Annotated in this window: 14 protein-coding genes and 3 pseudogenes; 11 read left to right on the forward strand and 6 right to left on the reverse strand. The window is 72.1% G+C overall.

The window, feature by feature from the left end:
• Positions 1-49 precede the first annotated feature (49 nt).
• Positions 50-1,117 (forward strand): glycoside hydrolase family 5 protein, encoded by a 1,068-nt coding sequence (locus tag ACFWBD_RS03160; protein ID WP_385661856.1) that lies wholly within the window; start codon positions 50-52, stop codon positions 1,115-1,117.
• Positions 1,118-1,478: 361 nt separating this feature from the next.
• Here the strand turns inward: ACFWBD_RS03160 and ligA are convergent, their stop codons facing one another.
• Entirely contained in the window at positions 1,479-3,626 is a 2,148-nt protein-coding gene (ligA, locus tag ACFWBD_RS03165; RefSeq protein WP_385661859.1) for an NAD-dependent DNA ligase LigA, read from the reverse strand.
• A 137-nt stretch (positions 3,627-3,763) separates the two neighbouring features.
• Here ligA and ACFWBD_RS03170 point away from each other — a divergent pair, with 137 nt between their 5' ends.
• The 6 genes and pseudogenes from ACFWBD_RS03170 to ACFWBD_RS03195 all read left to right on the forward strand — a co-directional run bounded on the left by ACFWBD_RS03170 (position 3,764) and on the right by ACFWBD_RS03195 (position 9,506).
• Entirely contained in the window at positions 3,764-4,636 is an 873-nt protein-coding gene (locus ACFWBD_RS03170) for an LLM class flavin-dependent oxidoreductase (RefSeq protein ID WP_385662263.1), read from the forward strand.
• Between the two features lie 132 nt (positions 4,637-4,768).
• Positions 4,769-5,050: pseudogene (locus ACFWBD_RS03175) on the forward strand (FAD-dependent oxidoreductase); the annotation flags it as partial.
• A gap of 152 nt (positions 5,051-5,202) precedes the next feature.
• On the forward strand, positions 5,203-5,964 hold the full coding sequence (locus ACFWBD_RS03180; RefSeq protein WP_385662266.1) for a response regulator transcription factor: 762 nt from the start codon (positions 5,203-5,205) through the stop codon (positions 5,962-5,964).
• Positions 5,951-8,044 (forward strand): sensor histidine kinase, encoded by a 2,094-nt coding sequence (locus tag ACFWBD_RS03185; protein WP_385661861.1) that lies wholly within the window; start codon positions 5,951-5,953, stop codon positions 8,042-8,044. Before ACFWBD_RS03180 ends, ACFWBD_RS03185 begins: the two co-directional genes overlap by 14 nt.
• A 95-nt stretch (positions 8,045-8,139) precedes the next feature.
• The gene (locus ACFWBD_RS03190; RefSeq protein WP_385661864.1) at positions 8,140-8,556 is read left to right on the forward strand and encodes a hypothetical protein; all 417 of its coding nucleotides are present in this window, start codon (positions 8,140-8,142) and stop codon (positions 8,554-8,556) included.
• 293 nt (positions 8,557-8,849) lie between these two features.
• Positions 8,850-9,506 carry a class F sortase gene (locus ACFWBD_RS03195; protein WP_385661867.1) on the forward strand — a complete coding sequence of 219 codons (657 nt, stop codon included), beginning with the start codon at positions 8,850-8,852 and terminating at the stop codon, positions 9,504-9,506.
• A gap of 30 nt (positions 9,507-9,536) precedes the next feature.
• Here ACFWBD_RS03195 and ACFWBD_RS03200 read toward each other — a convergent pair whose 3' ends face one another.
• Both ACFWBD_RS03200 and ACFWBD_RS03205 read right to left on the reverse strand, forming a co-directional pair.
• The gene (locus tag ACFWBD_RS03200) at positions 9,537-11,105 is read right to left on the reverse strand and encodes a discoidin domain-containing protein (protein WP_385661869.1); all 1,569 of its coding nucleotides are present in this window, start codon (positions 11,103-11,105) and stop codon (positions 9,537-9,539) included.
• Between the two features lie 124 nt (positions 11,106-11,229).
• Positions 11,230-13,368: an alpha-galactosidase gene (locus ACFWBD_RS03205; protein WP_385661871.1), complete on the reverse strand. Its 2,139-nt coding sequence runs from the start codon at positions 13,366-13,368 to the stop codon at positions 11,230-11,232.
• A gap of 371 nt (positions 13,369-13,739) precedes the next feature.
• Between ACFWBD_RS03205 and ACFWBD_RS03210 the strand changes: the two genes are divergently transcribed.
• On the forward strand, positions 13,740-14,849 hold the full coding sequence (locus ACFWBD_RS03210; protein WP_385661874.1) for a LacI family DNA-binding transcriptional regulator: 1,110 nt from the start codon (positions 13,740-13,742) through the stop codon (positions 14,847-14,849).
• A gap of 126 nt (positions 14,850-14,975) precedes the next feature.
• Complete coding sequence (locus tag ACFWBD_RS03215) at positions 14,976-15,413, forward strand: Lrp/AsnC family transcriptional regulator (RefSeq protein ID WP_385661877.1); 438 nt, start codon at positions 14,976-14,978, stop codon at positions 15,411-15,413.
• 502 nt (positions 15,414-15,915) lie between these two features.
• On the opposite strand, the pseudogene ACFWBD_RS03220 reads toward ACFWBD_RS03215, so the two are convergent.
• A pseudogene (locus tag ACFWBD_RS03220) lies at positions 15,916-16,345 on the reverse strand (helix-turn-helix domain-containing protein); the annotation flags it as partial.
• Positions 16,346-16,777: 432 nt separating this feature from the next.
• On the opposite strand from ACFWBD_RS03220, the gene ACFWBD_RS03225 reads away from it, so the two are divergent.
• Positions 16,778-17,965, forward strand: a complete 1,188-nt coding sequence (locus ACFWBD_RS03225; RefSeq protein WP_385661880.1) for a DUF3500 domain-containing protein — start codon at positions 16,778-16,780, stop codon at positions 17,963-17,965.
• Entirely contained in the window at positions 17,962-19,422 is a 1,461-nt protein-coding gene (locus ACFWBD_RS03230; protein WP_385661883.1) for a HupE/UreJ family protein, read from the forward strand. Before ACFWBD_RS03225 ends, ACFWBD_RS03230 begins: the two co-directional genes overlap by 4 nt.
• Positions 19,423-19,710: 288 nt before the next feature.
• On the opposite strand, the gene ACFWBD_RS03235 is transcribed toward ACFWBD_RS03230, so the two are convergent.
• The gene (locus ACFWBD_RS03235; protein WP_385661886.1) at positions 19,711-20,013 is read right to left on the reverse strand and encodes a putative quinol monooxygenase; all 303 of its coding nucleotides are present in this window, start codon (positions 20,011-20,013) and stop codon (positions 19,711-19,713) included.
• A gap of 41 nt (positions 20,014-20,054) precedes the next feature.
• Positions 20,055-20,405, reverse strand: a pseudogene (locus tag ACFWBD_RS03240) (GH32 C-terminal domain-containing protein); the annotation flags it as partial.
• Between the last annotated feature and the right edge of the window lie 85 nt (positions 20,406-20,490).

Genomic DNA, 20,490 nt, shown 5'->3' on the forward strand with positions numbered 1-20,490 from the left:
AGCCCGCGCGTCCCCCAGCGCCGAGCCGCCTCTCCTGAAAGGGCACGTCATGCGCAAGACCCCCACCAGAGCCCCCCGCACCCCCCGCCTGCGCGCCGCCCTCGTCGCGGTCGCCGTCGCCGCCGTCACCGGCACGACCCTGGCCGGCAGCCCGGCCGCCGCCTCCTCCGGCGCCGCGCCAACCACCGACACGACCCAGTTCAAGGGCGTGAACTGGGCCGATCCGCGCGACAACTTCGCCGACGACCTCCTCCAGCTGTCCGGTCTGTCGACCACGGACACCTACCGGCAGACCTACGCGAAGGCGACCCGGATCATCGCGGCGTTCCGCGCGAACCTCGGCGCCAACACCGTGCGGCTGCCCATCAACCCGTACACGGTCGACGGCGCCTACTGGAAGTCCTACCGCGGGGTCATCGACGCGGCCTCGGACCAGGGCTTCAAGGTCATCGTGTCCTACTGGGAGGGCACGGGCGCGCAGAAGGACGGCTTCATCGACGACACGGCCACGTACTGGCCGATGTGGGACACCGTCGTCAAGGCGTACAAGAACGACAAGCGTGTCTACTTCGAGCCGATGAACGAGCCGCACGGCTACACCGACACCGAGTGGGCCGACATCGCGGCCAAGTGGCTGTCGACGTACTCGAAGGTCCCGCGCGACCGGGTGTTCGTCAGCGGCGCCGGCTACAACGACCACGTCACCTCGGTCTGCGCCGACCCGCGGCTGAAGGGCACGTACCTCTCCCTGCACCACTACGGGTTCTGGAAGGACTACGCGACCTACGACCAGTGGGTGGCCGACCTGAAGGTGCGCATCGGCGACTGCGCGAACCGGACCGTCGCGGACGAGTTCGGCGCCCCGATGACGACCGGGCTGAACTACAACGTGAAGACACCGGACGACAACTTCGTCAACTACGTCCAGGCCGTCACCGACACCTTCCGCGAGCTGAAGATGGGCTCCGTGTACTGGCCGGGTCTGCGCACCGACGACACGTACTCGGTGCAGACCCTCACCGGCACCACCGCCCGCCCCTGGCTGGCCACCACCAACCAGTCCGGCGCCGACCGCCTCGCCTGGGCATGGGGCCGCGGCAAGCCCGTCAAGGGCTGAACCGACGAGGACCGGGCCCCGTCGAGGACCGGGCCCCGTCGAGGACCGGGCCCCGTCGAGGACCAGGCCCCGTCGAGGACCAGGCCCCGTCGAGGACCAGGCCCCGTCGAGGACCAGGCCCCGTCGAGGACCGGGGCGGTCACGGACCGGCCTCGGTCACTGGACCGGGCGGTCCAGGAGCGAGGCCGTCACGGCCGGGGCGGCCGAGGACCGGGGCGGTCACGACCGGCGCAATCACTGGACCGGGCGTGAGCCGCCTCCCGTGATCGTCCTCGGCAGCGGCCCCCACCGCGCCCGGCCCCACCGGTCACCATCACCGGGCCGGCCGACCTGACGGCCGGCCCGGTGGCGGCTTGCCCGTCTAGACCGACGGCTCCGCGCCGGGGCCCGCGCCGGCGTAGTCGGCGACGAGAGCGGCGAACTCGTCGGGCGCGGCGAGCCGGACGCCGAGGGTCTCCGCCTTGGTCCGCTTGGATCCGGCGCCCTCGCCGGCGACGACCAGGCTGGTCTTCTTGGAGACGCTGGAGGAGGAGCGGCCCCCGGCGCGCTCGATGAGCTCGTTCATCTGGTTGCGGCTGAGCTTCTCCAGCGCCCCGGTCATCGCGCCGGTGACGACCACGGTCATCCCGGCCAGCGGCCCGGCATCGGCGACGGCATCGGAGACGGCCCGCGCGCTCGCGCTGTCGGTCGCTTCGGCCGCGTCGGCCCCGTCGGCCGTCGGCGGGGCGGGCGGGGTGGCGCCGGGCTCGGTCATGTTCACCCCGGCGGCGACGAGTCTGTCGATGAGCGGGGCGAGTTCGGCGAGTTCGGCGACGATGGACGGGGCCTTCTCGGTGCCGATGCCGTCGACCTGCTGGATCGCTTCGGCGTCGGCGGCCCGCAGCAGGTCCATGGTGGCGAAGTGGCGTGCGATACGGCGGGACATGGAGCGGCCGGTGCCGCGCACGCCGAGGGCGCACAGGACCCGCGACAGCGGTTGGTTCTTGGCAGCGGTGAGCGCGGCGAGGAGGTTGTCGGTGCTGGTCTCCCCCATCCGCTCCAGGCCGAGGAGCTGGTCGCGGGTGAGGGCGAACAGGCCGGCGAGGTCGGTGACCAGCCCGGCCTCGACGAGTTGGACGACCCGGGTGTGGCCGAGGCCCTCGATGTCGAGCTGGTCGCGTCCGGCGGCGTAGGAGAGGGAGGCGACGAGGTGGCAGTCGCGGCCGTTGACACAGCGCCAGCGCTGCTCGCTGGTGTCGATGCCCGATCCGCAGCGCGGGCACGCCTCGGGGAAGACGATGGGCTGTTCGTCGCCGGTGCGCAGATGGGCGACGGGCGCCTCGATGCGGGGGATGACGTCTCCGGCCCGGTGGACCATGACGTGGTCGCCGAGGCGCAGGTCGCGGCGGGTGATGTCGGCCGCGTTGTGGAGGGTGGCGTAGGTGATCGTGGAGCCGTCGATCCGTACCGGTTCCAGGACGGCGCGGGGGGCGATGATGCCGGTGCGGCCCACGTTCCACTCCACCGCCAGCAGCCGGGTGATCTTCTCGACGGCGGGCAGTTTGTAGGCGGTCGCCCAGCGCGGGGCGCGTGAACCCGATCCGGCCGCCCGCTGGTCGGCGGCGAGGTCGGCCTTGACGACGATCCCGTCGATCCCGAACGGCAGCGAGGCGCGCAGCCCGGCGATCTCGGCCACCCGGGCCAGGACCTCCTCGCCGGTGCTCGCGGTGATGCCGGGCACGGCCGTGGTCGCGGTGGTGTTCACGCCGTAGCCGCCGGTCCGGGTCATGAGGTCGCTGTGCGCGCTCTCCTCCAGCAGCGCGGCCAGCGCCGGTTCGGTGTCGTCCAGGGGCAGCAGCCCGTAGCCGAAGAAGGTCATCGGCACGGTGTACGCGCGGTCCTTGGCGCGCAGGGTGCCCGCCGCGGCGTTGCGCGGGTTGGCGAACGGCGCGCCGCCGTGCGCGGTGCGTACCTCGTTGGCGTGCTCGAACTGGGCTGTCGTCATCAGGACTTCGCCGCGCACCTCGACCGTGACGGGCTCCGTCAGTTCGTCCGGCAGGCCCTCGACGGTGCCGATCGCGTGCGAGACGTCCTCCCCGGCAGTTCCGTCGCCCCGGGTGATCAGCCGCGTGAGGCGGCCGCGGGTGTAACGGGCCGCGATAGCCAGGCCGTCCAGCTTCGGCTCGACACTGAACGGGGTGACGTCGTGGCCGACGCGCCGGGTGAGCGAGGCGGTCCACGCGGTGAACTCCTCCGCGGAGAACACGTTGTCCAGGCTCAGCATCGCTCTCGTGTGCGGGACATCGCCCTCGACCGCTCCGCCGGCGACCTTGCCGGTCGGCGAGTCGGGCAGCACCTGCTCCGGGTGCTCGTCCTCCCACGCCGAGATGGCGCGCACCAGCCGGTCGTAGGCGTCGTCGTCCAGTACCGAGGTGCCACCCGCGTAGTAGGCGGCCGACGCCTTCACCGCGTCCTCGATCGCCTGCGCGTAGGCGACGGCGTCCACAATCACTGCACCGGGTGTTGTCATGCCTCACATCCTGCCTCCCACCACTGACAACGCCCGGAACGAGAGGGGCGGGCCGGGCTCCCGGGTGCGGCCCCGCGGCCCGGATACGCCGTTGATCCACCCGCTGCCCACCCCATAGGTTCCGGGGCATGACGAACGTGACGAACGTACGGGTCGGTGTCATGTACGACCGCGACTGGGCTCCCGAGGAGTTGCCCGGGTTCGCGCGGCGGGCCGAGGCGCTCGGGGTGGACGACCTGTGGGTGGTCGAGGACCTCGGCTGGAACGGCGGGGTGTCGGCGGCGGCCGTGGCGCTGGGGGCGACCGAGCGGCTGCGGGTGGGCATCGGGATCGCACCGGCGCCGTTGCGCAGTCCGGCGTTGCTGGCGATGGAACTGGCCACGCTGGCCCGGGTGTTCCCCGGGCGGCTGGTGGCCGGGATCGGGCACGGGGTGCGGGAGTGGATGGAGTCGGCCGGTGTCGCTCCCCGGTCGCCGCTGGCTCTCCTGGAGGAGACGATCACCTCCGTGCGCGCGCTGCTGCGCGGTGCTCGGGTCGACCTGGAAGGACGTGAAGTGCGTCTGGACGGCGTGCAGTTGGTGCATCCGCCGGTCCAGGTGCCGCCGGTGGTGGCGGGCGTGGTCCGCCCTCGTTCGCTCGAACTGTCCGGCCGGGTCGCGGACGGCACCCTGATCGCCGAGGGGCACGGCCCGCGGGACCTGGAGAACACGCGGGTCCTCACCGCCAAGGGCGGGGCCGGCCCCGACCACACGCTGACCGTGCTGTCCTTCGCCTGTGTGGGCGACGACCCCGAGCAGGTCGCGCGGATCCTGCATCCGCACACGGAGGGCCACGGCGCCTGGCTGGGCCGTCCGCAGGAGGAGGTGTTCACCGTCTCGGGCACCCCCGCGCAGGCCGTCGCCGGTATCCGGGCCCTGAAGGACTCCGGCGCCGACACCGTCGTCCTGCGCATCGTCGGCCCCGAGCCCCTGCGCCAGCTCGAAGCCGTGCTGACGGCTCTCGGACGCTGAACGGGTGACCGGGCGGCCCGGACCGGCCGTACGGCGCCCGCCCGGAACTCCGGGCCACCGTCCGGGCGTTCCCTCGTGGGTGGCGTACGACAACGGGGCCGTGCGTCCGTGAGCGGAACAGCGGGGTGAGGCATGGCGCGCCTTCTGGTCATCGGCGGCGGGATCGCCGGCTCGGCGGCGGCTCTGGCGCTGGACAAGGCGGGGCAGGAGGTCGCCGTGTACGAGGCGCATCCCGACTCCGCCGAGGACGTCGGCGCGTTCCTCACCCTCGCGAGCAACGGCCTGCGGGCCCTCGCACAGCTCGACGCGACCCCCGCGGTCACCGCGATCGGCTTCCCGCTCACCACCATGCGGCTGCTGGACGCCGAGGGCGGCGAGGTGGCCCGCGCTCCGCTCGGCGAGGCCGACGACCCCGGCCCGGCCCGACGAGGAACTCACCCGCCAACTGGAGTGGACCACGGCTCTCCGGTGACCGGCGCGATCCGCGAACTCCCGCCTCCGCGCGGCGACTTACCGCGGTGCCCGATCGGGCGCTCGCTACGATCCTCGGCGTGTGCGCAAACATCATGGTCGCCGAAGACGACGCGAAGCAGGCAGAACTGGTGCGTCGCTACCTCGAGCACGAGGGACACGCGGTCACGGTCGTCGAGGACGGCCGTGCGGCTCTCGAGGAGGTCCGGCACCGGGAACCCGACCTGCTCGTCCTCGATGTGATGATGCCCCGGGCCGACGGCCTCGACGTGGTGCGGATCCTGCGCGCCGAGGACCGGCAGCTACCGGTCCTGATGCTGACGGCCCGCAGCACGGAGGACGATCTCCTGCTCGGGCTGGATCTCGGCGCCGACGACTACATGACCAAGCCGTTCAGCCCCCGTGAGCTGGTCGCCCGGGTCCGCACGCTGCTGCGCCGCAACCGGCGCACCGCGGCCCCCTCCCCCGCCGTCGACCCCGCGCCCACGCCCGGCCCCGCGCCCGCGCCCGCCCCCGCCGAGGCCGACGACGCGCTGACGGTCGGCGCGCTCCGGGTCGATCCGGTCCGGCACGAGGTGTCGGTCGGCGGGACACCGGTCGTGTGCACGCCCGGCGAGTTCCGCATCCTCGCCGCGATGGCCGCGGAACCCGACCGGGTGTTCACCAGGCAGCGGCTCCTGGCGGAACTGCACGGCTTCGACAAGTACATCGGCGGCCGCACCGTCGATGTGCACGTGATGCATCTGCGCAAGAAGATCGAGCGGGCCCCGCGCCGGCCGGTCCGGCTGCTCACCGTCTTCGGCGTCGGCTACAAGCTGACCGACCCGGCCAAGGGAGCACGCCGTGCGTCGTCGTGACGAGCGGACGAGGCAGAGAAACGGGACACAGCCGGCGGGGCGGACGCGGCTGCCGCTCCGCAGGAGCCTGCTCGGCCGGCTGCTGACCGTGTCGGCGCTGGTGGCCTTCTGCTCGGTCGCCGCCACCGCCTGGCTCGCCGTGCAGACGACCTCCGTCGCGATCCGTCAGGAACAGGGACGCAACCTCAGCACCGACGCGAGGATCTACGACACCCTGCTGGGCTACGCGGCCGGCCATCCCGACTGGACGGACGTCGACGGCACCGTACGGGACCTGGCCCGGGAGTCCGGGCGCCGGATCGTGCTGACCACCGAGGACCGGCAGCCGCTCTTCGACTCCGCCGCCGGCGCCTCGCCCGCCGCAGAGCTGCCGACACAGGCTTCGGCGGTCGTCGACCCGCTGTCGGTCGACACCGTGCTGGTGCCCGACGCCGTTCCGGTCGGCACGGACCGCGTCGATCCACGGGCCGTCGGGCCCTTCCTGCTGCCCGCGAAGGAACGAACGGTCCTGCGCAGGTCCACCACCCGCAGCGCGGAGTGCCTCGCGGGGATGGGGATCGCCGCGGACGTCGTCGACAGCCCCAGCGGGCGGCCCTGGGTCCGGTTCGTGAGCGACGGCACCGACCGCGACAGCGAGCTGAAGTGCCTGTCCGTCGACGGCGCCGAGACCACCGCGACCGAGGACAAGGCCCTGCGGGCGCTGGAGCAGCTCGCCGACGCCTGTCTGAAGCGGCAGGGCCGCACGGGCGTGAAACTGAACCTGGATCTGTCCTGGGACCGGGGATACGGACAGGAAGGCACGGATGTCGGCTCGTCGGCGCCCGTCCCCGTGCCCGAGACCGGCAGCACCAAGGAAGAGGTGATCGAGCGGCGCATGGCCGAGGACAAGGCGGCCGCGGCGGCCGCGGCGGGCGTTGCGGCCGAAGGCAGGAAGGCGGCCACGGACGACAGCGCGGCGCAGGCCCGCAGCAGCGGGTACGACCGGGCCGTGGCCGCCTGTGTGGGCAGCGCCCGCCGTGAACAGCTCACGGCCTATGTCGCCGCGCCCGCCCTGCTGTTCATCGACGGCCCCGGCGCCGTCAGCGTGCCCGGTTTCGACCTCTCACCGGCCAACACCGCGCGCATCGCCGGAGTCACGGCCCTCGTCCTCGCCCTCACCGTCGGCGCCTCGGTGATCGCCGGAACCCGGCTGGTACGCCCGCTGCACGCGCTCACCGGCGCCGCCCAGCGGATGCGGGACGGCCTGGACTCGGCGCCCGTGCCGGTCGGCGCGGACAACGAGATCGGACGACTGGCGCTGGCCTTCAACGACATGGCCGCACACCGGACCCGGCTCGAGGAACAGCGCAAGGTGATGGTCAGCGACGTCGCCCACGAGCTGCGTACCCCGCTGAGCAACATCCGTGGCTGGCTGGAGGCGGCACACGACGGTCTGGCCGAGCCGGACCCGGCGTTCGTCTCCTCGCTCCTCGACGAGGCCGTGCAGCTCCAGCACCTCATCAACGATCTGCAGGACCTGGGGGCGGCCGAAGCGGGCGCGCTGCGGCTGCACCTGGAGCCGGTGACCGTCGGCGACCTGCTCGGCCAGGTCGCCGCGGCGCACCAGGGGCCGGCCGAGACCGCGGGTGTGACCCTGGAGGTCGCCACGGCACCCGGCGCCCCTCCCCCGCCGCCGGTCGAGGCCGACCCGGTCCGGCTGCGCCAGGCCGTCAGCAACCTGCTCTCCAACGCGGTACGCCACACCCCGCCCGGTGGCCGGGTCACGCTGCGTTCGTACGTCACGAAGGGCGGGGCCGAGGTCGCCGTGGAGGTGTCCGACACCGGCAGCGGCATCCCGGCGGGCGATGTCCCGCATGTGTTCGACCGCTTCTGGCGGGCGGAGAAGTCCCGCAACCGCAGCACCGGCGGCAGCGGCCTCGGGCTGGCGATCGTGCTCAAGCTGGCCGAGGCGCACGGGGGCACGGTGACCGTGACGAGCGCCGAGGGGCAGGGCTCCGTCTTCACCGTGCGGTTGCCGGCCATGACCGACGGGGACGCCGAACCGCCGAGGCACGGCGAGGAGACCACCGTCCGGCCTTGATGCGATGACCCTGTGCGATGACCGATGCGATGACCCTGATGCGATGACCACGACGCTCTGACAGCTTCTTCACAACTGACGGCAAGTCTTCGGTCATGCCCGCGGCCACCGAGGCCGGGCTGGAACTGGAGTCATACATGTCCCGCCGTCCCATCCTGCGTCTCGCCGTGCTGACCGCCCTCGCGGGCGGCGCGCTGCTCGCCCCCGCCACCGCGGCCCTCGCCGCCGACCCGTCCCCGGCGGCGTCCGCGCTGACGGACGGCACGGACACGACCGTGGACGAGAAGAAGGCCGAAGACGCCAAGACCAAGGAGGAGGCGGCGGTCGCGGCCAGGAAGGCCGAGGCCGCCAAGCAGCTGCCGCGGGGCGGCGTCGACGCGGGCGAGGCCCCGGCCGGTGGCAGCGGCTCCGGCACCACCGCTCTCGTCGGTTCCGCCGCCGGCGCCCTGCTGCTCGCGGGCGCGGGCACCTTCGTGGTACGCCGTCGCGCCGCCGGCCGCCCCACCGGCTGACCCCGCATCCCACCCGGCCGACACCCCATGGCGCCGCCCCTCACGGGCGGCGCCATCGCGTATCGCCGTACGTCTTCACGTATCGCCGCGCGCACCTCCCGCGTATCGCCGCGGACCCCCGCTCACTCCCGCTCACCCCCGCTCACCCCCGCTCACCCCCGCTCACCCCCGGCGGGAGTCTTCGCGCCTCCGCTCACCCCCCGCGGGCATCCGCGGGCATCCGCGGGCATCCGCGGGCATCCGCGGGCATCCGCTTATCGCCGCGCACGCGTCCACCCTGCTTGGAGCCCCTCATGTCCCCCGTACACCGTCCGGTACGGCCCCGCGCCACCCTGCCGGTCCCGGCCGCTGCCCGTCTCGTCCGCCTCGCCCTCGTCGTACCCGTGGCGCTGGCCGTGCTCACCGGCTGCTCGTCCGCCCCCGAGAAGGCCGCCGCCTCGGCCACCCCGGGTTCCTCCGCCGCCGCGGGCACCCCCGCGTCCGGCGGCGCGCCGCAGACCGAGCAGCCGCCGGACCCCGCCGAGGTGAGCATCCCCTCGCTCGGGATCACCAGTTCTCTGATGGAACTCGGCCTCGACACGGACGGCACCGTCGAGGTACCGCCGGCCGACAAGGGCATGACCGCCGGCTGGTACACCGGCGGTGCCGTGCCCGGTGAGCCCGGCGCCGCCGTCATCATCGGCCACAACGACACCCGGTACGGCAAGGCCGTCTTCCACGACCTCGACAAGATCGCCGAGGGCGCGGACATCATCGTCACCGACGCGCAGGGGGATGCGGCGCACTTCTCCGTCACGAGCACCGAGAGCGTCAGCAAGAGCGCCTTCCCCACCGAGAAGGTCTACGGCCCGACAGGGGACCGTGCCCTGCGGCTGATCACCTGTGACGGCGACTTCGACGCCGAGGGACACCCGGTGAACAACCTCATCGTCTACGCGACGCGGGACTGACCCACGGGCCGGCACCGGCGGGCGCCTCGCTCAGCCCTCGCGGAGGCGGGTCGCCAGGGCGGCCAGGGTCTGGGCGGTGTCGGTCAGGGACTGGACGGCCACCTCCAGGTCCGCGGCCAGGAGGGGGGCCGGGATGGCGACGACCGCCGGCCCGGGTGCGGGGACCGGCGTTCCGCGATAGCCGATCGGGCCCTCGTTGTCACGCTGGTAGTAGCCGGTGAACGCCCGGCCGACGGGACCCTCGACGAAGCGGACCCGGGCGAGCTGGGTCTCGGTCGCACCAGAGTTACGGGTGATGTCGAGACGGTAGTGACGGTAGGCCGTGGGGGCCGCTCGGAGCTGGAACTCCCTTGCCTGGTACCGCCCGTTGAAGGTCTCTCCGGCACGGGAGTCCAGGCGCGTCCAGGTACGGCCGTCGGTCGAGCCGTGCAGGGTCCAGTCGCGCGGGTCGCGATCGGGGCAGTCGTTCGCCGACGTCAGGGTGTAGGAGGTGACGGTGGCGGAGCGGGCGAGGGTGAAGCGGAGACTGGCCGTGTCGTCGAAGGCCAGCCACTTGGCCCGGGTGCCGGTCAGCAGGTTGTCCGCCGTCTCCCCGCCTTCCTCGAACTCCTCGCTCGCCTCGACGTCGGTCACCTCGACGTCGTCCGACCTCGCCCCGGGCGCCCCGGCCGCGGCCGCGGCCGGCGGGACCTGGAGCACGACCACGCCGGAGTTGCCCCGCTGATCACGCCAGGTCACCCGTTCCACGGGGGCTCCACCGTCGTCCACCAGCAACCGCAGTTCGTGGGAGGCGTGCCAGCCTCCGCCCCATCCCTCCTCGGTGATGAAGCGATGCAGGTGGGCCGCCGACGTCTCCTCGAGCCCTTCCGGATAGGCCCAGCCGCCGGTGAGGCGGCCCCGGTACTCGTAGGCCGTACCGTCTGCGGCGCGGTGGCAGCCGTGGAAGTCGGACATGTTCGACTGGAAGCTGATGGCCGATTCGGCCCCGTCGACCCCTCGCCAGCCGAGCTGCGCGGGCAGCGAGTGCTCGTCCCGGTCGAGGTGGAACACCAGCCGCGGAGCCGCTTCCCAGGGCGTGGACGAGGGGGCGTGGGCGGCGCGGAGTTCCGTCCGGAAGGCGAAGACCGAGTTCCGGGCGGCCCGCGCGGCCAGCGCGCGCTCCGAGCGGCCCCGCTCGTCGACGGAGTCCAGGGTGATCCGGTAGAGCCGGAGCGTGCTGCGCGCCTCGGCCGACGCCCGTATCTCCAGGGTGTTGGTCCCCGGCTTCAGCAGGGCGGCCGGCACCGCGAAAACGTTGTCCTGCGGAAGGTCTCCGCCGCCGGGCACGGTGAGGTCTTCGGCCAGCGCCTCGCCCTGGAGCAGTACGTCGATCGGGGCATGGCCCGGGGCGGAGCCGAGCCTGGAGACGAGGGCCGTGACGGTGAGCGTCGCCTCGGGGATGTCCTCCGGGTCCGCCACCTCGAAGTCCAGCGTCACCGTTCCGCCCGCGTTCAGCGTCAGGTGGGATCCGCCGAACTCGGCCCGGTCATGCCCGACCACGGCGTTGGACAGCCGGGCCGGGTCGACGGAGAAGTCGGCGAAGGTGGCCTGCATGCTCATGGTGCTCAGCTCCTGATAGACAGTCAACAACGCTTGCACCAAGGGGAGGTGACGCGTCCAGGGGGACCCTAGCGCCCAGCTCTGACAACGCCGGTGCCCCAAGTCGCCGCCCTCGTACCGCGATTCACGGCTCCGCTGCCCTCTGCCCCGGCGGGGACGACGGCACGTCGAGGCGGAGCAGCACGGCGGTGCCGGGGCGTGGCAGGGAGACGGTGAGCTGCGCGGAACCGGCGTCCCAGGTCGTGGTCGCGTCGGCGGTGACGGGGTAGAGCGGCGTGGGGCGAAGGCGGCTGCCGCGCAGGTGGGAGACCGTGACGGTGCAGGTGCCGTCGTCGGCCGCGTGGGCCGCGTGGGCCGCGTGGGCCGCGTGCCGGTCGCGGGGGCGCGGGACGCCCTCTTGTTCCCCGGCTGCCGGCTCCCGTCGCCACAGCGCGAGCCAGGTGGCGGTGGGACCGCGCCAGCCGTAGGCGATCCAGCCGTCCTCCCAGGAGGGCAGCCCGAGGGGCCAGAACGGCAGGCTGTCGGGGATCTCCGCGCGCAGGGCCTTGTAGACGGAGAGACCCGAGCGGACGAGGTCGAACTGCTCTGGGCTCATGCGGTCGAGGAACCCGGACAGGTGGACGCGGCCCGGCAGCGCGCCGGTGAGGGTGAAGGCGATCTCGTCGAGGCTGAAGTCCGGCTGGGGGTAGGCCCACACGGCGGCCTGCTCGGGGGTCGCCGCGGTGGCGGCCGCGGCGGCGATGGGCGGGTAGCGCAGGGGGTCCTGCTGGTCGCTGGTGGACTGGATCTGGACGACGGCGAGCTGCGCGTAGTCCATGCGCAGCCCGCCCGACGCACAGTTCTCCAGGACGAGACCGGGGTGCCGGTCGAGGAGGGAGCCGAGCCAGTCGAGATGCGCGCGGTGGTGCCCGAGCAGCCCGGCGCCGGCGCTTTCGCCGCCGTTCTCGGTGCCGGGACCGATGTTGATGTTGTAGTCGAACTTCAGATAGCCCACCCCCCACTCCCCCACGAGCCGGTCGACGACCCGGTCGAGGTGGGCGCGGGCCACGGGGTGGCGCAGGTCCAGGTGGTGCCGGCCGTGTTCGGTGACACGGACCCCGCCCCGGCGGAAGAACGCCTCGGGTGGCAGGGAGTAGGCCAACGGGCTGCGCACGCCCACCACTTCGGGCTCCAGCCACAGTCCCGGGGTCATCCCGTGCCGCCTGACGGCGTCCAGCACCTGCTGGATACCGCCGGGAAAGCGCCTGGCGGAGGCGTCCCAGGCGCCGACGGCGTCCCACCAGCCCTGGGCGTCGTCGTCGTACCAGCCGGCGTCGATGACGAAGACCTCGGCGCCGGCGGCTCCCGCCGCCTCGACCAGCGGCAGGAGCCTCTCGGTGGTGGGGTCGCCCATCAGGGTGTTCATGTAGTCGTTGTAGATCACCGGGAGCGTCGTAAGGTCAGGATGACGGCGACGGATCCGGCGCCGGTAGGCGGTGAGTTCGCCGAACGCGGCGTCCAGCCCGCCGGTTGCGACGCCGACGAGCACAGCCGGCACGGTGGTGAACTCCTGCCCGGGTGCCAGGAGTTGGCGCCACTGGTGGTGGGCGTCGTCGGGTCCGAAGAGCGCGAGGTAGGCGGCGCCCTCCCGTTCGCCGCTCTCGTAGCGCCAGCCCGCGCTGGACTCGATCTGCCAGAGCCAGGCGCGGCCCGTCCGGTCGTCGGTGAGCGCGGCCATCGGCAGGTGCCGTCCTGTGGACCAACTGCCCTGCGAGTACCGCTCGAAGCAGCCGCGCCCCTCGTGGCCGTGGGCGGCCCGGTTCAGCGGGACGACATGGTCGCGGAACGCGCCGTGCCGCCAACGGCACTCGGCGAGCCAGTCGTTGTCCGCCCAGTGCAGGGTCAGGCCGTCCGGCGCGCCCACGTCGTCCACGATCCCCCCGAGGGTCAGGGTCGACACGCTCTCCAGCCGGAGCGGGACGTCTCCCTCGTTGACCAGGCGGACCTGCGAGCGGAGGAAGCCGGCGCCGGGGCAGGTCCGCAGGATGATGTCGGCGGCGAGGCCGGTCACCGGATCCGCCAGCCGGATCGTCGTGCGCTGCAGGTCCCCCTCGTCGACCGTCCCGTGGTCCCGGTGGACCAGACGCCCGCCGATGGCGGTGTCGATGAACCGCTCGCCCGACCAGGTGCGGCCGTGTCCGGTGGCGGCGACCTCGACCAGCGGCAGCAGGGTGTTCCAGTTCCGGCCCGGCGCGCCCAGCCTGACCGACCCGTCGGAATCCACGACGGCGTGCAGCCCAAGGGCCTCATGGGACCAGAGCGGAGATCTCCCGACTGCTTCGACGACAACGGTCAACGCGGTCTCCCCTTCTACGATGCCTGGTCTCTCGCATGCGCCGCGGTGTCCGGCTCTCTCGCACGCGCCGCGGTGGGCGGCCCCTTGCGTGCGCCGCGGTGTCCGATGTCGCGCGGATCTCACCAGGGTCTTCCGTCGGCCCCGTCGGCCCCGTCGGGCTCGCCGCTCCGCGTCCGGTTCCGTGCCCGATTCCCCGCCCGGCTCAGCACCCGTCGGCGCGCGATGTGCGCTGATACGATCGCCGGGCAAATCCCGGGTTCGTGTTGACGGTTGACGTTGTGACCGCTCACAATCGTGGCATGGATGTGACCGGTCACACAAGCCCCGACAATCCCTCGGATCCCGGACCGGCACCGCGCAAGGCCGCCAGTATCCGGGATGTCGCTCGGGCTGCGGGCGTCTCGTACCAGACCGTGTCGAGGGTCATCAACAGCCACCCGAACGTCCGCGAGGAGACCCGCAAGCGGGTCGAAGCGGCCGTCGAGACGCTGGGCTTCCGACGCAACGCCACCGCGTTCGCGCTGGCCAGCGGCGTCACCCGGTCGGTCACCGTACTGACGTCGAACACCACCCTCTACGGCTATGCGGCCACCCTCCAGGGCCTGGAGGAAGCGGCCCGCGCCGCGGGCTACTCGCTGGGCGTGAAGCTGCTGACGCCCGAGGACGACCTGAACCGCACCATCTCCTCGGCAGTAGCCGGAGGCGGCGGACTGATGGTCATCGGCTTCGATCCGCTCGGCGCGTCCGCACTGAGCCGGGTCCCGGCGGACGTGCCGTGCGCAGCGGTCGTCGAAGCGCCCTCCCACGGCCGGCCTCCTCCCCGTCCCGCGGTGTGGGCCGACGACCGTGAGGCCGCCCGGGCCGCCACCACGTACCTGCTGGAGCTCGGACACGAGACCGTCCACTACGTGGCGATCCCGACATCGGTGGGCACCCGCCGATCGGAAGGGCCGCGTGCGCAGGGCTGGCGAGGGGCCCTGGAAGCGGCCGGGGTCACCCCGCCCGAACCCCACGGCGGCAAGGGCTGGTACGCGCAGGTCGGCTACGACGAGGGACGGGAACTCGCCCACGACCCGGGCGTCACGGCGATCCTGTGCGGCAACGACGACCTGGCGCTGGGCGTGCTGCGCGCCCTGCACCACGCCGGCCGGTCGGTGCCGGGAGACGTCAGCGTCATCGGCTTCGACGACGCCCCGCACTCGGGGTTCGTCACCCCCTCCCTCACCACCGTCCGGATGGACTTCCAGGGACTGGGCCGCGACGCCTTCGCCCTCCTGCGCAGCCGCATGGAGAACGACTACCGGCCCCCTGCTCCGACCTTCGTCGGCACCGACCTGATCGTCCGCGAGAGCGCGGGCCCCGCCGGGCCGACCACGTCAGCAGCGCCTGAAGCCCCTACGCAGGGTTGAGTACCCGTACTCCGCCCTGCCCGCGCGCCCTGGTCCCTCCTCTTGCATCTCTTCAACGTCCCGGAAAACGCATGACACGGGGTGCCAAAGATTGCTCACCGAGCGTCTCGGGTGCAATGTTCTGTCATGGATCCGATCGATCTGGCAATCATCGCCGAGTTGGAGCAGGACGGGCGACTGACCAATGTCGAGCTGGCGCAGCGGGTCGGCCTCACGACCGGGCCGTGCCTGCGGCGCGTTCAGCGTCTGGAGGCCGACGGCGTCATCCGCGGCTACCGGGCCGTCGTCGACCCCACGGCCGTGGGCCGCTCCTTCGAGGTGCTCATCGAACTCAGCCTCGATGCCCAGGACGCGGATACGGTGGAGCGCTTCGAACAGATCCTGGCCCGGGCCGAGGAAGTCATCGAGCTGAGACGGCTGTTCGGCAGCCCGGACTACTTCGTACGCGTCGCCGTCGCCGACCTGGCGGCCTACGAGACCTTCCTCAGCCGGCACGTCATGACCATCCCGCGGATCAAGAACGTCACGTCGCACTTCACGATGAAGACGGTGAAACCGGCCTGACAACGGGCAACTTCGACGCCGCCGAGGCAGCCGCTTCCGCCGGGAAGCTCGCGGCGTCCGGCATGGACGGGCCGCGTCGACCCTCCCTGGGCCGGCGGTCGCCCACGTAAGGGGTCGGATGAACGCCAATCCGCTCCAGAACTCGCCGAACCCCGCGAAGGCTGAGCCTGCGTACTTTCGCCGCCGCCTTCCCCGCGGTACGCCCGTACCGGCGGGTGTCTACCGGCACGGGCATACCGTCAGGGCGAGCTGCCGTGTGCGTGGCGGGCCGGGTCCTACCGGTGGCCACGCAGGCGGGCGCGCAGGAGATTGGGGTCGGTGGCCGTGGTGTAGGCGGCGCTGAGTACGTACACCTCGTTACCGCGCAGCGCGACGGAGGTGGGGTTCTGGAGTCCGTCGGCCGCGTCCAGAACGGTGGTGCTGGTGCCGTCGGGCCGGATGCGCACGACCTTGTTGGGAGCGTTGAGGGCGGCGAGGATCTCGTCTCCGCGGCCGGTGAAGGTGCGAACAGCCCGTGTCCCGGCCGGTTCCAGGCCAGGACGTCGCCGCGGCGGCCGACGACGACGGCGGGTGTGCCCTCGACGGCCGCGAGCAAGGCGCTCATCGCCGGGGTGACGCGTTCGGCGGGCGGCCGGCCGGCAGCCCTGGCCCTTCGTGGCGCACGGGCCAGGGTGTGCAGATGGGCACGCTCGGACGTCCAGTCGCAGGGCGCTCGCCACGGCGTCGAGCACCTCGCGCGAGGCGTTGCGTGACTGGCCCTGTTCCAGGCGGGTGTAGTAGGGCGCGCTGATGCCCGCGAGCAACGCGAGCTCCTCCCGCCGCAGCCCAGGCACCCGGCGCCGTTCGCCGTAGGTCTCCAACCCGACGTCTTGGGGCCGCAGTTGGCCACGACGTGCCTGGAGGAAGTCGGCGAGCTGCCCGTGCTCGTTCATGGAACCGAGTATGCGTACCGCCGACGATCCGCGCCTCACCCCGCTGGGGTAGGGATCGGCAGGGTCTGGCTCGGCCCGGCCGCCCCCTGGCTCCCACAGCCGACGACTGGAGTTCGTCTCGACTGCTGAAGCCGCGATAAGAGCAACCTGTCAACCAGCCCAGTGTTTCTCCTCGATATGCGGCGTGCGCCATCCAAATGGGACGCACTCCGAAGCTCACGCATTGAGGTGTCAACAATGTTGCTGATAGTTCTCTGCTCATCGCGCGCGTGTCCTGGACGGTGCCGCTCTCCGAGTCGGCGCACCGTCCCCACCCTTGTCTTCAGGGAGTTGTTCGTGAGCAGAGAGAGAACACGTCGGGCGCGTAGCCGACGAACCTGGCGCGCCATAGCCGGCGTAGCCGCCGGTGCGGTCCTCGTGGGGGGCGGATTCGTGGCGGCCAACGCCGCGACGACCACGGGCGACGCCAAGAAGGCCGGCGTCCACTACCCGGTCAACAAGAAGGCCACCGGCGTCGCGGCCGTGGTCAGCGCCGCCAACACGTTCCTGAACACGCTGGACTCCGACCAGCAGGCGGCGACGGTTCTGGACTTCTCCCAGGCGAACGCGACCTCCTGGTCGAACCTGCCGTGCGGCTCGTCCTGCCGGCCGGGCATCCAGACCGGCTCGCTGAGCGACGACCAGCTGGCCGCCCTGAAGAACGTGCTGAAGGTGGCCCTCGGGACCGGCAAGGACACCGGTTACGAGCACGTCCTGCAGACCCTCCTGGCCGACGACCAGCTGGCCTCGGCGGAGAGCTCCGGCTCCGGTCCCTCCGCGCCGTCGGGCAGCACCTCGACCGACGCCTCGGCCACCGCCTCGGCCGACCCCTCCGCCTCCACCTCGGCGGACCCGAGCGCCACGGCCACCGACGCCCCGACGGGCGCCCCGCCGTCCGGCGCCCCCGGTGGCGGCGCCGGCGGCGGGTACGGCAGTGACATCTACTTCCTGGCGTTCCTGGGCACCCCGTCGGCGGACGGCACCTGGCAGCTGCACTTCGGCGGCCACCACCTCGCCGTGAACATCACCTACAAGGACGGCAAGGTGTCCGGCGCCAGCCCGTTCTTCACCGGCGTCGAGCCCACCAGCTGGACCGCGGACGACGGCACCACGTACGAGCCGCTGGCGAACTTCCGCGACGGTCTGCTCAAACTGACCAGCAGCCTCAGCACGGAGCAGCTGGCCAAGGCCAAGCTGTCCGAGTCGTTCAGCGACGTGCTGCTCGGCCCGGGCGAGGACGGCCAGTTCCCGACGACCAAGGAAGGTATCAAGGCCAGCTCCCTGTCGCCCAAGCAGAAGAAGCTGGTCCTGGAGGCGATCCACCCGTGGATCGCCGACGTGGACGACGCCACCGCCAAGCAGCTCACGAAGACGTACGCGCGTGAGCTCGACCAGACCTTCGTCTCCTATTCCGGCGGCACCGCTCTGGACACCCAGGGCGACTACGTCCGCATCGACGGCCCGAGCGTGTGGATCGAGTTCGTCTGCCAGAACGGCTTCGTCTACCAGGACAAGGTCCACTACCACACCGTGTACCGGGACCACACCCGCGACTACGGCAGCGAGTTCTCCTTCTCATGACCCGATCGCGAAACTGGCTGACCACCGCACTCCGTATGGTGGCCGGGATCGCGATCGCGGTACCGGCGGCGCTCCTCGCAGGGGCGTCGCCGGCCGCCGCGCATCCGATGCCCCACTCGGTGGTGGAACTCGACGTGCACCAGACCTCGGTGAACACCCGTCTGGAACTGCCGACCGACGACTTCTCCCGGGCCAGCGGGATCGATCTGAGCAACGCCACCCGGACCACACTGTCCCAGCAGGCCAAGGCCGTCCGGACCTACCTCGGCAAGCACATCCACCCGGTCACCACCCAGGGCAGGGCCTGGCAGGTCAGCATCGGCAGCCTGAGTCTCAGCAGCACCGAGCAGACCTCCACCGGCCCCTATCGCGAGCTGGTCGCCGAGGCCGTGCTCACCCCGCCGGCCGGCACGGACGTACGCCGCTTCACCTTCGATTACGACGTCATAGTCCACCAGGTCATCACGCACACAGTGTTGGTGACGGTACGTCAGGACTGGGCCGCTGGGCAGGTCGACGGCGAGGGCACCACCCAGGTCGGCACCATCAGGATCGACACCCGGACCATGACCGTCCCGGCGCTCAAGGTCGACCTCGGCGAAGGCAGCGCCTGGCGCGGTTTCGTCGCCATGGTGAAGCTGGGCGGCGACCACATCATCACCGGCACCGACCACCTGCTGTTCCTGCTGATCCTGCTCCTGCCCGCGCCGCTCGCGGCGACCGGACGGCGCTGGGACGGCTTGGTCGGCGCCCGGTCCGCGCTCGGCCGGATCGGCCGCATCACGCTCGCCTTCACCGCCGGGCACTCCGTCGCGCTGGCCGCCACGGCGCTCGGCCGTCTGACCATCCCCGGCTGGCCGGTCGAGGCGTTCATCGCCGCCAGCATCCTCGTCGGCGCGATCCACGCCATCCGCCCCCTCTTCCCGGGCAAGGAGGCGCTCGTGGCCGGGGTTTTCGGGCTCGGCCACGGCATGGCGTTCTCCTTCGTCCTGGCCGAGATGCAGCTGTCCACCGGGCAGCTCGTGACCAGCCTCCTCGGCTTCAACCTCGGCATCGAACTGGTCCAGCTCCTGCTGGTCTGCCTGGCCCTGCCCTCACTGCTGGTCCTCGCGCGCTTGCGAGTGCAGCCCGCGCTGCGGCTGACCGGGGCGGGGCTCACCGGCACGGCGGCCGTCGGCTGGCTGGCCGACCGCCTCGGCCTGCCGAACCCCGTTGCCCGGGCCGCCGACAGCGCCGGATCCCACACCACGCTGATGCTCACCGTCCTCACGGTGACCGCGCTGGCCGCCACCGTCTGGACGCTGGCCGCCCGTCGGCACGCACGGCCCGGAGCGGCCGAGCCCCCTGCGGCACCATGTCCCGAGCGTGAAGGGCGACTCGCGGCGACCACGTGTGAGCCGTACGAACGGGACCAGTCCGCGGACACCGCCGGTTCAGCGCAGACGCAGAACCGTTGAGAGCGGGATGCGGGATGCGGGATGTGGGATGTACGAGATGTGCGGCCGACTGCGCGCGCAGCCGAGCAGCCGAGGAGCAGGTGGCCTGCTTACCGGTGTGGGTGGATGTGCCCCCGCCGGTCTGCCCCGCACCTCCTGCCCGAACGAGCCGGAGACGGTCCGCCGCCGCCCTACGGCTACCGCGCTTCAGCCTGCTACGGGCACGGTCGGCGCGCTCCGGGATGGTGTGAGAGATGCCGCTACGCCGCAGCCAGGTGCGGCTGACCTGCGCCGGTTCGACCGGACTCGTCACGCATTCGTGGCCAGCGGGTTCAGGAACGTCAGCACGGAGGCGTCCTCTTCGATCAGCGGGGTCAGGGCGGCGTTGAAAGGGCCGCCGTACGGGGCGTTCAGGTGCGCCTGGAAGGCGTCCTCGTCCCGGTACACCTCGAAGATCCAGAAGGCGCGCGGGTCGGCCGCCCTGGTGTAGACGTCGAAGGCGATGTTGCCTTCTTCCTCGCGCACCTTCAGGGCGTAGTCGCCGATCAGGCGGGCGACCTCGCCCTGCGCTCCCTCGCGGGCGGTGAACTCGGCAAGCAGGGTCTTCTTCACGGTCTCGCGTCCTTGTCGGTCGTGGGCGTCGGTCATGGGCGTCACTTGTGGGCGGAGTCGAGGTGCCGGACGACGGTCTTGTCCCGCCACCGTGCCGTTCTCGGCGAAGACCTGCGCTCCCTGGCCGGCGGGGTCGCGGAAGATCTCGTGGGTGATCGCGGCCTCGCCACTGCCGCCGAAGACCTCGACGGACGCCCGGTCGACGAGGATCCGCAGCTTCACCTTGCCGTTCTCGGCCTTGAGCGGTGCGGTCTGGACGCCGGGGAAGGCGCTGTTGAAGTCGACGGCGCCGGAGTGGGTGCGGTCGACGTACAGCTCCTGTGTCGTGGTGTCGTGGTGTCGTAGCCGATGGCGGTCTCCTCGCCATGCGCTTCCGTGCGCACCTTCAGGCCGACTGTGTCATCGATGACATCGAGTGGCCCGATGATGAGCGACATCCTGCCGATGCGTCAACGGTCCGGGCGGGATTGCCCCAAC

It is taken from the genome of Streptomyces sp. NPDC060002 (genome assembly GCF_042737245.1).
Lineage (GTDB): Bacteria > Actinomycetota > Actinomycetes > Streptomycetales > Streptomycetaceae > Streptomyces.